This window comes from Streptomyces pseudogriseolus (assembly GCA_002154585.1).
Taxonomy (GTDB): domain Bacteria; phylum Actinomycetota; class Actinomycetes; order Streptomycetales; family Streptomycetaceae; genus Streptomyces; species Streptomyces pseudogriseolus.
The window spans coordinates 1-13,734 of record MUNG01000054.1; the positions used below are offsets into that span (position 1 = coordinate 1).

General features: G+C 70.9%; 16 protein-coding genes. 11 read left to right on the forward strand and 5 right to left on the reverse strand.

Annotated features, from left to right (window positions below):
- Positions 1 to 155: 155 nt before the first annotated feature.
- The 7 genes from CCN29_RS06545 to CCN29_RS06575 all read left to right on the forward strand — a co-directional run bounded on the left by CCN29_RS06545 (position 156) and on the right by CCN29_RS06575 (position 4,816).
- On the forward strand, positions 156 to 1,226 hold the full coding sequence (locus tag CCN29_RS06545) for a PhoH family protein (protein WP_031018859.1): 1,071 nt from the start codon (positions 156 to 158) through the stop codon (positions 1,224 to 1,226).
- Positions 1,227 to 1,238: 12 nt separating this feature from the next.
- Positions 1,239 to 1,736, forward strand: a complete 498-nt coding sequence (gene ybeY, locus CCN29_RS06550; protein ID WP_006129628.1) for an rRNA maturation RNase YbeY — start codon at positions 1,239 to 1,241, stop codon at positions 1,734 to 1,736.
- Positions 1,733 to 3,043 (forward strand): hemolysin family protein, encoded by a 1,311-nt coding sequence (locus tag CCN29_RS06555; protein ID WP_031018855.1) that lies wholly within the window; start codon positions 1,733 to 1,735, stop codon positions 3,041 to 3,043. The genes ybeY and CCN29_RS06555 overlap by 4 nt, the downstream gene beginning before the upstream one ends.
- Entirely contained in the window at positions 3,040 to 3,399 is a 360-nt protein-coding gene (locus CCN29_RS06560; protein WP_031062803.1) for an MmcQ/YjbR family DNA-binding protein, read from the forward strand. The genes CCN29_RS06555 and CCN29_RS06560 overlap by 4 nt, the downstream gene beginning before the upstream one ends.
- Positions 3,400 to 3,574: 175 nt before the next feature.
- Entirely contained in the window at positions 3,575 to 3,787 is a 213-nt protein-coding gene (locus tag CCN29_RS06565) for a DUF397 domain-containing protein (protein WP_086680498.1), read from the forward strand.
- A gap of 50 nt (positions 3,788 to 3,837) precedes the next feature.
- On the forward strand, positions 3,838 to 4,191 hold the full coding sequence (locus tag CCN29_RS06570; RefSeq protein ID WP_006129632.1) for a cytidine deaminase-like protein: 354 nt from the start codon (positions 3,838 to 3,840) through the stop codon (positions 4,189 to 4,191).
- Between the two features lie 145 nt (positions 4,192 to 4,336).
- On the forward strand, positions 4,337 to 4,816 hold the full coding sequence (locus CCN29_RS06575) for a hypothetical protein (RefSeq protein WP_086680500.1): 480 nt from the start codon (positions 4,337 to 4,339) through the stop codon (positions 4,814 to 4,816).
- Between the two features lie 75 nt (positions 4,817 to 4,891).
- On the opposite strand, the gene CCN29_RS06580 is transcribed toward CCN29_RS06575, so the two are convergent.
- Entirely contained in the window at positions 4,892 to 5,206 is a 315-nt protein-coding gene (locus tag CCN29_RS06580) for a hypothetical protein (RefSeq protein ID WP_100247864.1), read from the reverse strand.
- 111 nt (positions 5,207 to 5,317) lie between these two features.
- Here CCN29_RS06580 and era point away from each other — a divergent pair, with 111 nt between their 5' ends.
- Complete coding sequence (gene era, locus CCN29_RS06585; RefSeq protein WP_006129635.1) at positions 5,318 to 6,271, forward strand: GTPase Era; 954 nt, start codon at positions 5,318 to 5,320, stop codon at positions 6,269 to 6,271.
- Positions 6,272 to 6,279: 8 nt separating this feature from the next.
- On the opposite strand, the gene CCN29_RS06590 is transcribed toward era, so the two are convergent.
- From CCN29_RS06590 to CCN29_RS06600, 3 genes are read right to left on the reverse strand one after another with little or no spacing between them, the layout of a single operon-like run.
- Positions 6,280 to 7,590 (reverse strand): GH1 family beta-glucosidase, encoded by a 1,311-nt coding sequence (locus tag CCN29_RS06590; RefSeq protein ID WP_031018851.1) that lies wholly within the window; start codon positions 7,588 to 7,590, stop codon positions 6,280 to 6,282.
- Positions 7,591 to 7,648: 58 nt separating this feature from the next.
- The gene (locus tag CCN29_RS06595; protein WP_006129637.1) at positions 7,649 to 7,915 is read right to left on the reverse strand and encodes a protealysin inhibitor emfourin; all 267 of its coding nucleotides are present in this window, start codon (positions 7,913 to 7,915) and stop codon (positions 7,649 to 7,651) included.
- Positions 7,916 to 7,935: 20 nt separating this feature from the next.
- Entirely contained in the window at positions 7,936 to 9,006 is a 1,071-nt protein-coding gene (locus tag CCN29_RS06600; RefSeq protein ID WP_006129638.1) for a M4 family metallopeptidase, read from the reverse strand.
- Positions 9,007 to 9,335: 329 nt separating this feature from the next.
- Between CCN29_RS06600 and leuA the strand changes: the two genes are divergently transcribed.
- Both leuA and CCN29_RS06615 read left to right on the forward strand, forming a co-directional pair.
- Positions 9,336 to 11,057 carry a 2-isopropylmalate synthase gene (gene leuA, locus CCN29_RS06610; protein ID WP_006129639.1) on the forward strand — a complete coding sequence of 574 codons (1,722 nt, stop codon included), beginning with the start codon at positions 9,336 to 9,338 and terminating at the stop codon, positions 11,055 to 11,057.
- Positions 11,058 to 11,247: 190 nt separating this feature from the next.
- Complete coding sequence (locus CCN29_RS06615; RefSeq protein WP_006129640.1) at positions 11,248 to 11,952, forward strand: TerB family tellurite resistance protein; 705 nt, start codon at positions 11,248 to 11,250, stop codon at positions 11,950 to 11,952.
- A gap of 51 nt (positions 11,953 to 12,003) precedes the next feature.
- Here the strand turns inward: CCN29_RS06615 and CCN29_RS06620 are convergent, their stop codons facing one another.
- Complete coding sequence (locus tag CCN29_RS06620; protein ID WP_086680504.1) at positions 12,004 to 12,543, reverse strand: GNAT family N-acetyltransferase; 540 nt, start codon at positions 12,541 to 12,543, stop codon at positions 12,004 to 12,006.
- A 337-nt stretch (positions 12,544 to 12,880) separates the two neighbouring features.
- Between CCN29_RS06620 and CCN29_RS06625 the strand changes: the two genes are divergently transcribed.
- Entirely contained in the window at positions 12,881 to 13,633 is a 753-nt protein-coding gene (locus tag CCN29_RS06625; protein ID WP_203350640.1) for an SCO2525 family SAM-dependent methyltransferase, read from the forward strand.
- Positions 13,634 to 13,734 lie beyond the last annotated feature (101 nt).

Consider the following 13,734-nt stretch of genomic DNA (forward strand, 5'->3'; position numbering starts at 1 on the left):
CCTTTTGTGCGATCGCCCGGTCGGACACGTCCGGCCGGGCGGTCGCACAAAAGGCCTACGGCCTTGTCACCCCTCCGTCGTACCCTGGGAGTCGCGAGGCCGCCCTCAGCTACGCGGCCGTGACGAGGAGGATCCGCAGGCCTTCAGGCCGGCCCATGACTCAGACACCCACAGCTCACACCCCCGCGCAGGGGCAGGCGAGAGTGCAGTTCACCGTCCCCGCCCAGCACCCCATGGTGACCGTGCTCGGGTCCGGCGACTCCCTCCTGCGTGTGATCGAGAAGGCCTTCCCGGGGGCCGACATCCACGTCCGGGGCAATGAGATCAGCGCGGTCGGCGACGCCACGGACGTGGCCCTGATTTCGCGCGTGTTCGACGAGATGATGCTGGTGCTCCGCACCGGGCAGCCGATGACGGAGGACGCAGTGGAACGCTCGATCGCCATGCTCAAGGCGAGCGAGAACGGGGAGAGCGACGGCCAGGAGACCCCGGCCCAGGTGCTCACGCAGAACATCCTGTCCTCGCGCGGCCGCACGATCCGTCCCAAGACGCTCAACCAGAAGCGCTACGTGGACGCGATCGACAAGCACACCATCGTCTTCGGCATCGGCCCGGCCGGTACCGGCAAGACGTACCTGGCCATGGCCAAGGCGGTGCAGGCCCTGCAGTCCAAGCAGGTCAACCGCATCATCCTGACCCGGCCCGCGGTCGAGGCGGGCGAGCGGCTGGGCTTCCTGCCGGGCACGCTCTACGAGAAGATCGACCCGTACCTGCGCCCGCTGTACGACGCGCTGCACGACATGCTCGACCCCGACTCGATTCCCCGGCTGATGGCCGCGGGCACCATCGAGGTCGCGCCCCTGGCGTACATGCGCGGCCGCACGCTCAACGACGCGTTCATCATCCTGGACGAGGCCCAGAACACGAGCCCCGAGCAGATGAAGATGTTCCTCACCCGCCTCGGCTTCGACTCGAAGATCGTGATCACCGGTGACGTGACACAGGTGGACCTGCCCGACGGCACCAAGTCGGGCCTGCGCCAGATCCAGGACATCCTGGACGGCGTGGAGGACGTCCACTTCTCCCGGCTGTCGTCCCACGACGTCGTCCGGCACAAGCTGGTGGGCCGTATCGTCGACGCGTACGAGAAGTACGACAGCCAGCACGGCACCGAGAACGGCACCCACAAGGGCGGCCGCGGCCGGTCCGGGCACAAGGGGAAGTAGACCGAGCACCAGATGTCGATCGACGTCAACAACGAGTCCGGCACCGAGGTCGACGAGCAGGCGATTCTCGACATCGCCCGCTACGCACTGGCCCGGATGCGCATCCACCCGCTCTCCGAGCTCTCGGTGATCGTGGTGGACGCGGGCGCCATGGAGCAGCTGCACATCCAGTGGATGGACCTGCCCGGGCCCACGGACGTCATGTCCTTCCCCATGGACGAGCTGCGGCCCCCGTCCAAGGACGAGGAGGAGCCCCCGCAGGGGCTCCTCGGCGACATCGTGCTCTGCCCCGAGGTCGCCGCCCGGCAGGGCGCCGAGGCGCCGACGCGGCACACCATGGACGAGGAGCTCCAGCTGCTCACCGTCCACGGTGTGCTGCACCTGCTCGGCTACGACCACGAGGAGGCGGACGAGAAGGCCGAGATGTTCGGCCTCCAGGCCGCCATCGTGGACGGCTGGCGCGCGGAGAAGGGCCTCACCGGCCCGTCCCCGGCCCCGACCGTGTCATGAGCGCGCAACTCGTCCTGGGGGCGCTCGCGCTCGTCGTCGTCGCCTGGCTCGCCGCCTGCGCGGAGGCCGGCATCGCGCGCGTCTCCAGCTTCCGCGCCGAGGAGGCCGTACGGTCGGGCCGCCGGGGGAGCGCCAAGCTCGCCCGGATCGCCGCCGACCCCACCCGCTACCTCAACGTGGCGCTGCTGGTCCGCATCATCTGCGAGATGTCCGCCGCCTCACTGATCACCTACGGCAGCCTGCGCGAGTTCGACGGCACGGCCGAGGCGCTGCTGATCGCCATCGCCATCATGGTCCTCGTGTCGTACGTCGCCGTCGGCGTCTCCCCGCGCACCATCGGCCGCCAGCACCCGCTGAACACGGCCACCGTCGCCGCGTACGTGCTGGTGCCGCTGGCGCGGATCATGGGCCCGATCCCCTCGCTGCTGATCCTCATCGGCAACGCCCTCACGCCCGGCAAGGGCTTCCGGCACGGCCCGTTCGCCTCCGAGGCGGAGCTGCGCGCGCTGGTGGACCTCGCGGAGGCCGAGTCGCTGATCGAGGACGAGGAGCGCCGCATGGTGCACTCGGTCTTCGAGCTGGGCGACACGCTGGTGCGGGAGGTCATGGTGCCGCGCACCGACCTGGTGGTCATCGAGCGGTACAAGACCATCCGGCAGGCCCTCACCCTCGCCCTGCGCTCCGGGTTCTCCCGCATCCCGGTGACCGGCGAGAGCGAGGACGACATCGTCGGGATCGTCTATCTCAAGGACCTGGCCCGCAAGACGCACATCAGCCGGGACGCCGAGAGCGACCTCGTGTCGACGGCGATGCGGCCCGTGTTCTTCGTGCCCGACACCAAGAACGCCGGCGACCTGCTGCGCGAGATGCAGAAGGAGCGCAACCACGTCGCCGTCGCGGTCGACGAGTACGGCGGCACGGCGGGCATCGTCACCATCGAGGACATCCTCGAGGAGATCGTCGGCGAGATCACCGACGAGTACGACCGCGAGCTGCCCCCGGTGGAGGACCTCGGCGAGGGCCGCCACCGGGTCACCGCGCGCCTCGACATCACCGACCTGGGCGAGCTGTACGGCCTGGAGGAGTTCGACGACGAGGACGTCGAGACCGTCGGCGGACTGCTCGCCAAGCGGCTGGGCCGGGTGCCGATCGCGGGCGCGTCGTCGCTGGTGGAGCTGCCGGACGGCCGCGAACTGCGCCTGACGGCGGAGGCGGCGGCAGGGCGCAGGAACAAGATCGTGACGGTGCTGGTGGAGCCGGTGGCCCCGGCGCGCGCGCCGTCCGGCGAGGAGGAGTCGCAGGAGTGACCCCGGAGCGGCTGCGGACCCTCTGCCTGTCCTTCAACGCGGCGGTGGAGGAGTTCCCCTTCAACCCGGAGACCTCGGTCTTCAAGGTCCAGGGCAAGATGTTCGCCCTCACGGCCCTGGACGCGCGCCCCCTGAAGGTCAACCTCAAGTGCGACCCGGACGACGCCCTCCGCCTCCGCGCCGCACACCCGGATGTGATCGTCCCGGGCTGGCACATGAACAAGCGGCACTGGAACACGGTGACGGCCGACGGCACCCTCCCGGACCGCCTGATCACGGAACTGGTGGAGGACTCCTACGACCTGGTCGTCGCCGGCCTCCCCCGAGCGGCCCGCCTCCGCCTCGACCGCCCATGACGCGCGTGCACGCGCTCGGGGCGCACCCCGACTTGTCCTGACTGCCCCTCGCCAACACCCCGGCGCGGCGCCGGGAACGTGCCCGCGGCGGCTCTCGCCGCCGCCGCTCCGGGCACCTGCCAGGGCATGGGGGGACGCCCCGACCGGGCGGTCACTGCCGAGGTGGAGGTCGAGGATGACTCAGGCACGGGCGTGGGCGTGGCGTAAGAGCAGCAGGTCCGTACAGACGGACAACTGCGTCGAGGTCGCCTGCACAGGTACGGACATCCGTGTCCGCGACTCGAAGCGCCGCAGAGACGCCGTCATCGCTCCGTCTCCCGCGGCCTGGACCTCGTTCCTTCGCGCTGTCGACGACCCGTCGTCCGCGAGCCGTACGGAGGCAAGGTAGAGGCCGCCCCGCCGCACGATGATCGCCCGGTCTTTCCTTATGCTCGGATCATGACCGAGACTCCCGACCTCGACCCCGAGGACCGCAAGATCGTCACCCTGGCCCGTTCCGCGCGGGCCCGCAACGGTGTGCCCGAGGGCGCGGCCGTACGCGACGAGACCGGCCGTACGTACGTCGCCGGCACCGTCGCCCTGGACTCGCTGAAGCTCAGCGCGCTGCGCACGGCGGTGGCGATGGCGGTGGCGTCCGGCGCGACCTCGCTGGAGGCGGCGGCGGTGGTGACGGAGGCGGAGTCGGCCTCCGACGAGGACCGCGCGGCCGTACGGGACCTGGGCGGGGCCGAGACGCCGGTGCTGGTCGCCGGGCCGGACGGCACGGTCCGGGAGACGGTCACGGCGGGCTGAGGACCCCGTTCGCACCACCCCGCTGTTACCTCCGGTAATTAGGCCAGATCTCCACCTTGTCGCGCGGCGCCTCCCGCGCATCAATGGACACGCAGCGGGTCCGGACCCCCATCTGCCCCCCACACCGAAAGGGAGCCGGGATCCAATGAGAGGCAAGCGATTCGGAACAGGTCTGTCCCTGGCCGCGGGCGCACTGGCCGTCTGCGGCCTGGCGTTCGCCCCCACCGCCGCCGCCGTCGCCCCCGGGACGGCGACCGTGAACGCCGACTGCGGCAGCTACGGCGGCGGTGACGCCACCCTCACGGCCACCCAGAGCGGCACGTCCGCGACGATCACGCTCACGACCTCCTCGGTCACCGCGCCGCTCTCCATCAGCCAGGACTCCCTGGTCTCGGAGCTGACGATGGTCAAGGAGGGCGGCGGCATCGTCGTCTTCAAGGGCACGAAGAACCCGGCGATGTCCACGGGCGACGCCCTCGAGGTCGGCCCCCTCTCCGGCACGGTCGCCTCCGGCGACAGCCTGGAGGCCTTCGGCGGCACCCTCAAGGTGACGGCCTTCGGCTTCATCACGATCACCTGCACGGCAACGGGACCGCAGGCGCCGGGGCCGTTCGTGTTCGACTGAGCCTCCGTCCGACTGCCTGGGCCGGCCGCCCCACGGGTCGGCCGGCCCAGGTCGGTGACGTCGGGCCCGCCGTGCTCAGCCGTCCTCCTCCCGCAACGCCACGCAGTCCCCGGCCAGGGCGTGCAGCTCGTAGGCGGCCCGCATGATCCGGTCCGCGGCCTCACCCTGGTAGAGAGCCGCGTTCGCCTCGGTCGCAGGGAAGAGGTCCACGAGGACGTTCGCTCCCAGGCGCGGTACCGCGTCCCGTCGCGCCCACTCGGCCGCGCAGGCGCGCAAGGCGGCGGTCAGGGCGTCGTACGCCCGGTCGTCGAAGCCGCCGCCGCTGCGCAGCGACCCGTCGAACGCCGTCCACGCCCGGACCATCCTGCTGACGGGATCGTTCGTCGTCACGGTCCTTCTCCCCGGTCGGCGGGCACTCCGCCGGTCCCCGGGACGAGGGTAGGGGGCGGCCCGGGCCCTCCTTGGTCGGACCCGCACCGGCGATCAGGGACAATGGGCGGCATGAGTGTTCGTACCCAGTCATCCGAGCAGCCGGCCGACGCCGTTCACCGGGCCGGTTTCGCCTGCTTCGTGGGCCGGCCCAACGCGGGCAAGTCCACCCTCACGAACGCTCTGGTCGGGCAGAAGGTGGCGATTACCTCGAACCGGCCGCAGACCACCCGGCACACCGTGCGCGGCATCGTGCACCGGCCGGACGCGCAGCTCGTGCTGGTGGACACCCCGGGGCTGCACAAGCCGCGCACCCTGCTCGGGGAGCGGCTGAACGACGTCGTACGGACCACCTGGGCCGAGGTCGACGTGATCGGGTTCTGCCTGCCCGCCGACCAGAAGATCGGCCCCGGCGACCGCTTCATCGCCAAGGAACTGGCGGGGATCAAGAAGACTCCCAAGATCGCCGTCGTCACCAAGACCGACCTGGTGGACAGCAAGGCGCTCGCCGAGCAGCTGATCGCCGTCGACCAGCTCGGCAGGGAGCTGGGCATCTCCTGGCAGGAGATCGTCCCCGTGTCGGCCACCGCCGGCCGGCAGGTCGACCTCCTCGCCGACCTGCTGATCCCGCTCATGCCGGAGGGCCCCGCCCTCTACCCCGAGGGCGACCTCACCGACGAGCCCGAGCAGGTCATGGTCGCCGAGCTGATCCGCGAGGCCGCCCTGGAGGGCGTACGCGACGAACTGCCGCACTCCATCGCCGTGGTCGTCGAGGAGATGCTGCCGCGCGAGGACCGCCCCGCCGACAAGCCGCTGCTCGACATCCACGCCAACCTCTACATCGAGCGCTCCAGCCAGAAGGGCATCGTCATCGGCCCCAAGGGCAAGCGCCTGAAGGACGTCGGCATCAAGTCCCGCAAGCAGATCGAGGCGCTTCTCGGTACCCCCGTCTTCCTCGACCTGCACGTCAAGGTGGCCAAGGACTGGCAGCGGGATCCCAAGCAGCTGCGGCGGCTGGGCTTCTGACCTTCGCGTCAGCCGCGCTGCTCCCGCAGGAGCGCGCGGTACCAGCCGTACGACGCCTTCGGCGTGCGCCGCTGCGTGTCGAAGTCCACGTGGACCAGGCCGAAGCGGCGCCCGTACCCCTCCGCCCACTCGAAGTTGTCCAGCAGCGACCACACGAAGTAGCCGCGGACGTCCACCCCCGCCTCCACCGCCCGGTGCAGCGCGCGGACGTGGCCGTCCAGGTAGGTGATGCGGTCGGTGTCGTCCAGACCGTCGTACGCGCAGCCGTTCTCCGTGACGACCACCGGGGGGAGACGGTCGCCGTACCGGTCGGCAAAGACCGTCAGCACCTCCGTCAGCGCCTCCGGCACCACCGGCCAGCCGAAGCCCGTCACCGGGTGACCCTCGATCTCCCGTACGGAGAAGGGAAGTTCGGCCGGCATGCGGACGCCGCCGAACTCGATCTCGCCGCCCTGGGGCGCGCCCACCCGCGTCGGCGCGTAGTAGTTGATCCCGTACCAGTCGATCGGCTCCGCGATGATCTTCAGGTCCGCCTCGACGTCCCCCGGCATCAGCCCACCGATGCCCTCCGGGTAGCGGCCGAGCAGCAGCGGGTCGGCGAACAGCCGGTTCAGCAGCGTGTCGTAGAAGTCGGCCGCCGCCACGTCCGCCTCGTCGTCCGAGGCCGGCCACGTCGGGCCGTGCGAGTTCGCGATGCCGATGTCGAAGGTCCCGGCCGCGCGCAGCGCCCGTACCGCCAGGCCGTGCGCCAGCAGCTGGTGGTGCGCCACCGGTAGCGCGTCGAACAGCAGCGTCCGGCCGGGGGCATGCACGCCCAGCGCGTGGCCCAGCAGAGTGTGCTCGGCGGGCTCGTTGAGCGTGATCCACTTGGTCACCCGGTCGCCGAGCCGTGCGACGACCCGCGCCACGTGCTCCGCGAACCGCTCGGCCGTGTCCCGCTCCAGCCAGTCCAGGTCCGCCGGCAGGTCCCAGTGGAACAGCGTCGGCACCGGCCGCACCCCCGCCGCCAGCAGGTCGTCGACCAGCCGGTCGTAGAAGTCCAGGCCGCCCTCGGCGCGCACCCGCGGCCAGGACACCGAGAAGCGGTACGCGTCCACGCCCAGGTCCGCGAGCAGCGCCACGTCCTCGCGATGGCGGTGGACGTGGTCGCAGGCCACCGCCGCCGTCGAGCCGTCCCGCACCCGCCCCGGCTCGGCCGTGAACACGTCCCACACCGACGGTCCGCGCTCGTCGGCCGCCCCCTCGATCTGATGCGCCGAGGTCGACACACCCCACAGGAAGCCGGCCGGAAGACGGGGCATCGGGTTCGTCGTCGCCATGCCCCGGATCATCCGCACCCCACCCGAACGACGTCAACGCCCGTACGCGACGCGCTGGTCACGCCCCCTCCTTCAGCACCCTCCTGATCAGCGTCCGCTGCTCCTCCGTCAGCCCCGGGTCCGCGCAGTGGACCGTTCTGCCGTCCACCGTGATCGTGTAGCTGAAGCCGTCCGGGACGCCGGCCGGCGGGGTGGGGCCGCCGGCCGTCAGGGCCCGCTCGGCCAGGGCGTGCCACTCGGGCGCGTCGGGCCGGCCCGAGGTGTCCACCTCGGCCTGCCGTTCGATGCCCGCGAAGCCGCCCGTGCGCCGTACTCGAATACGCATGGTCCGTGTCTAGTACGGAACTACAGCGTGCGCACCCCCACTCGCTCCCACGCCTTGGTGACCGCCACCAGCTCCGCGCCCTCCCCGTACCGGGCGCGTGCCGCCTTCACCGTGAGCGTCGCGAAGTCCGTGAACTGGGCGTTCTGGTCCAGCTCCCCGCCGGTCAGCACGTCGTACCAGATCTGCCCGGCGCGTTCCCAGGCGTGCCCGCCGAGGGTGGTGGCCGCCAGGTAGAACGCGTGGTTGGGGATGCCGGAGTTGATGTGCACGCCGCCGTTGTCCCGGCCGGTGCGGACGTAGTCGTCCATCGTCGCCGGCTGCGGGTCCTTGCCGAGCACGTCGTCGTCGTACGCCGTGCCGGGCTCCTTCATCGAGCGCAGCGCCGTGCCGGTGACGCGCGGGGCGAGCAGACCCGCGCCGATCAGCCAGTCGGCCTCCTCGGCGGTCTGGCCCAGCGTGTACTGCTTGATGAGCGCGCCGAAGACGTCCGACACCGACTCGTTGAGCGCGCCCGACTGGCCGAAGTAGTCGAGGTTCGCGGTGTACTGCGTGACGCCGTGGGCGAGTTCGTGGCCGATGACGTCGACGGCGATGGTGAAGTCGAGGAAGATCTCGCCGTCCCCGTCGCCGAACACCATCTGTTCGCCGTTCCAGAACGCGTTGTTGTAGTCGCGGTCGTAGTGGACGGTGGCGTCCAGCGGCAGGCCGCTCCCGTCGATCGAGTCCCGGCCGAACTCCTTCAGGAACAGGTCGAAGGTGGCGCCGAGCCCCGCGTAGGCGCGGTTCACGGTCGCGTCCTGGCCGGGCTCCTCGCCCTCGCCGCGCGCCTTCTCGCCGGGCAGGTCGGTGCCGTGCCCCGCGTCGTACACAGTGCGCCGGGGCTTGCCGGGCTCGGCGTCCGCGAGCGTGGCGACGGCGGGTGCGCCGACCACCGTGGTCAGCCGGCGCTGGGTGCGTTCGTAGGCGTCGCGGCGCAGGGTGCGGCGCGCGGGGCCGTGGACCAGCGGGTCGTCGGCCTGGGAGAGCCGGTCGAGGACGTGCGGCGGGACGATGGTGCAGAAGACGGGCTGGAAGCCCCCGTTCGTCGTCATGCCGGAACCATCGCACTGCGTGACCGTTCTGTCACTACTCGCGACCATGACGGGTGAATTCCCCCGCGACAACCGCCCGCCGCCCGCCCCGGGAGTGGTATACGGCACTACTTGTCCCGTTCGTCCCACCGATCCCGCATACTGATACGCAACCCCGCACGGTGGGCGACTCGGTTAAGCTGCGGAGCATCATGAACTTCGGGCTGCTTCTCCTTAGCTGCCGCGGTGAGGGTCTGCGTTAGAGGCCGACCCCCTCCCCGCGGAGTCTGGCGCTGCGCCGTCGGCCGTCCCCCAGGACACCCCGCGGACCACCGAGGAGCCCCCGCATCATGGCGAACCGCCAGCAGCCCAGCCCCATGCCGATCCACAAGTACGGCCGGTACGAGCAGGTCGACATCCCCGACCGCACCTGGCCCGAGAAGCGGGTCACCACCGCGCCCCGCTGGCTCTCCACCGACCTGCGCGACGGCAACCAGGCCCTGATCGACCCCATGTCGCCCGTGCGCAAGCGCGCGATGTTCGACCTGCTGGTACGGATGGGCTACAAGGAGATCGAGGTCGGCTTCCCCGCCTCCGGCCAGACCGACTACGACTTCGTCCGCTCCATCATCGAGGACCCGGACGCCATCCCGGACGACGTGACCATCTCCGTGCTGACCCAGGCCCGCGAGGACCTGATCGAGCGCACGGTGGAGTCCCTGAAGGGCGCCAGGCGGGCCACCGTCCACCTGTACAACGCCACCGCGCCCGTCTTCCGCCGCGTGGTCTTCCGCGGCTCGAAGGACGACATCAAGCAGATCGCCGTCGACGGCACCCGGCTGGTCATGGAGTACGCGGAGAAGCTGCTGGGCCCCGAGACGGAGTTCGGGTACCAGTACAGCCCCGAGATCTTCACCGACACCGAGCTGGACTTCGCCCTGGAGGTCTGCGAGGCGGTGATGGACACCTACCAGCCCGGTCCCGGCCGCGAGATCATCCTCAACCTGCCCGCCACCGTGGAGCGCTCCACCCCCTCCACGCACGCGGACCGCTTCGAGTGGATGCACCGCAACCTCTCCCGCCGCGAGTACGTCTGCCTGTCCGTGCACCCGCACAACGACCGCGGCACCGCCGTCGCCGCCGCCGAGCTGGCGCTGATGGCCGGCGCCGACCGCGTCGAGGGCTGCCTGTTCGGCCAGGGCGAGCGCACCGGCAACGTCGACCTGGTCACCCTGGGCATGAACCTCTTCTCCCAGGGCGTCGACCCGCAGATCGACTTCTCCGACATCGACGAGATCCGCCGTACGTGGGAGTACTGCAACCAGATGGAGGTCCACCCGCGCCACCCGTACGTGGGCGACCTGGTCTACACGTCCTTCTCCGGATCCCACCAGGACGCCATCAAGAAGGGCTTCGACGCCATGGAGGCCGACGCGAAGGCCAAGGGCGTCACCGTCGACGACCTCGAGTGGGCCGTGCCGTACCTGCCGATCGACCCCAAGGACGTCGGCCGCTCCTACGAGGCGGTCATCCGGGTCAACTCGCAGTCCGGCAAGGGCGGTGTGGCGTACGTCCTGAAGAACGACCACAAGCTGGAACTGCCGCGCCGGATGCAGATCGAGTTCTCGAAGATCATCCAGGCCAAGACGGACGCCGAGGGCGGCGAGATCACCCCGGCCGACATCTGGGCCGTCTTCCAGGACGAGTACCTGCCCAACCCGGACAACCCCTGGGGCCGCATCCAGGTCGCCGGCGGTCAGAGCACCACCGACCACGACGGCGTGGACACCCTCACCGTCCAGGCCACGGTCGACGGCCAGGAGACCACCCTGGTCGGCACCGGCAACGGTCCGATCTCGGCCTTCTTCCACGCCCTCCAGGGCATCGGCGTCGACGTCCGCCTGCTGGACTACCAGGAGCACACGATGAGCGAGGGCGCCTCCGCGCAGGCCGCCTCGTACATCGAGTGCGCCATCGGCGACAAGGTGCTGTGGGGCATCGGAATCGACGCGAACACCACCCGCGCCTCGCTGAAGGCCGTCGTCTCCGCGGTCAACCGCGCGGCGCGCTGAACAGCCGGTCGGAGTGAATCCGGGGCCCCGCCCGCCGACACCGGCGGGCGGGGCTCCGGCGTCGGTTACCGGCCAATCGCTGTGGAGGTCACGGAAAGGTCTCGTCCCGGGTACTGACTCCACCTCCAACATGTGGCTAACATCACGCAAGCGCGGCGACGGTGCTGTGTGGCGTTGATGGAGGTGCGACGTGCTGCCAGAACGGGGACCCGACGGCCGTACCGCTGCCGCCGGGCGTACGCGCCGCCTGGTCGGCACCCGCACCGCGTGGACCGCCGTCGGCGACGGGGAGTTCTTCTGCCCGAGCTGCGGCGGCGACCGCAACTACCAGCGGCTCACCGGACGCCGCCGGTTCACCGTGCTGGGCCTGCCCGTGCTGCCGCGCGGGGTGTGCGCCCCGACCGTGGAGTGCGCCGCCTGCCGCGGCCACTTCGGCACCGACGTGCTGGACCACCCCACCACCACCCGCTTCTCCGCGATGCTGCGGGACGCCGTCCACACCGTCGCCCTCGCCGTGCTCGCCGCCGGCGGCACCTGCTCCCGCGCGGCACTGGAGACCGCCGCGGCCGGGGTGCGCGCGGCCGGCGTCGAGGACTGCACGGAGGAGCAGCTGGCCGCGCTGGTCGAGGCGCTGGAGGCGGACACCGGCCGGTTCACCGGCGAGCCCTGCGCGGCGGGGCTGTCCATCGAACTGCACGAGGCCCTGGACCCGCTGGCCCCGCACCTGGCCGGACCCGGCCGTGAGTCGATCCTGCTCCAGGGCGCCCGGATCGCCCTGGCCGACGGCCCGTACACCCCCGCGGAACGGGACGCCCTCGCCACGGTGGGCGCGGCCCTCACCATCTGCTCCGACGACGTCGGCCGCCTGCTGGCCGCGGCGCGGACGCCGTCCTGAGCCTGCGGAACCCACGGGTCCTCCGGGGCTCGCCGGGTGCGAGGGACGCGTCTAACAGAGCTCCAGCCGCATGATCCGCCGGTGCTCGCCCGGACCGAAGTAGTCCGGGCGCAGCCCCCCGTCCGGCTCCTCCGGAGTGAAGCCCAGGGAGCGGTAGAGCAGGATCGCGGCCCGGTTCGCGGGCTCCACGGTCAGCCGTACCGTCTCGATCCCGTCCCGGCTCAGCCGCTGGAGGATCTCCGTCATCAGCTCCCGGCCCAGCCCGTGCCGGCGGTCCCCCTCGGTCACGCACAGGCCGAGGATCCAGCTGTCCCGGCTGAACGCGGTCGTCGCGGCGAGGACGTAGCCGCGCAGTCCGCCCGCGCCGTCGTCCAGCACCAGGAAGTGCTCGGCGTACACGTCGAACAGCTGGCGCAGCAGGAAGGCGGGGTACGCCACCTCCTGGAACACCTCTTCGTCGAGCCGGCGCAGCTCGGGCAGATCGGACTCGCGGACCCCCCGCAGGACCAGCTGCCCGGGCTCCGGGAACCCGTCGGGTCCCGCCAGTCGCCCGTGCCGGTCCAGAGTGCGCTCCAGCGGTTCGGCGGTCATGCCACCCCCCAGTCGGGAATGCGGATGTCGTCAACGTGAAGACACCGGCGTTCACCCGGAAGGAGATGCTGCTTCCGGTGGCGGCCGGTGGCGTCTTCTGGCTAGAGTGAGCCGTCAACTCACCGCGTGCAAGGGCGAGTTCAGGGGTGCACGGACAACCGGCGTGCGCCTTCCGTGCGCCCGTCGGCGAGAAACGGCGTGTTCCTGGCTGTCTGCGCGTGCCCCTTCGGCCTACCGTGCGAGAACCGGAGATGCTGCTTCACCTGCCGACGTTCAGCGGAACGGCGCAGACAGGGCACACGGTCTTGTCCGACACTGAATGGAACGCGGCAGGGTGATGATGGACCGTAACGCCGACGCCCCGTGGTCGAAGTTCGATCCCGAGGCCTATGTCGACGCCAACTACCGCAGCCCTCTCAAGGTCGATCTGCTGATCGTGCGGCTGATGCGCGACTACTTCGGCGCGTGCTTCGCGGACGGCGTCCGGCGCCCGGGCCGCGGGGTCGACGTCGGCGCCGGCGCCAACCTCTACCCGGCGCTGTCCATGCTCCCCTGGTGCGAGAAGGTCCTGCTGCTGGAGTACGCGCAGCCCAACGTCGAGTACCTGGAGAAGCAGGCGTCCCCCGCCGGGTTCGACACCGTCTGGGACCCCTTCTGGGACCAGCTGCGCGAGCACCCCGCCTACGCGGCCGTCGAGCCCCGCGGCCGGTTCGGCGAGATCGTCCGCGTCGAGCGGGCCAACCTCCTCGACCTCGACGGGCAGCGCCGCTGGGACATCGGGACCATGTTCTTCGTCGCCGACTCCATGTCCGAGTGCCCCGAGGAGTTCCGCCGCGGCGTCACCTGCTTCATGGGCGCGCTGAACGAGGGCGCGCCGTTCGCCACCGCCTTCATGAAGGAGTCCGTCGGCTACCAGGTCGGCGACCACCGCTATCCGGCCTACCGGGTCAACGAGGAGCGGGTCCGCGAAAGCCTCGCCGACTGGGCCGACGACCTCGAGATCCACGATCTGCACCACATGGTGCGCGAGGGGCACGAAGGCATCATTCTCGCCCTGGGACGGCGGAATTCGGCGATTGCGGACACGTAGGAACGGGGACCATGTCTGCACACGGTCTGTACGAGGGGTAGGGGGATGCAGATCAAGCCACGCCAGCATCTGCTGGACATCTGGCGGGCCGCGGCCCGCCA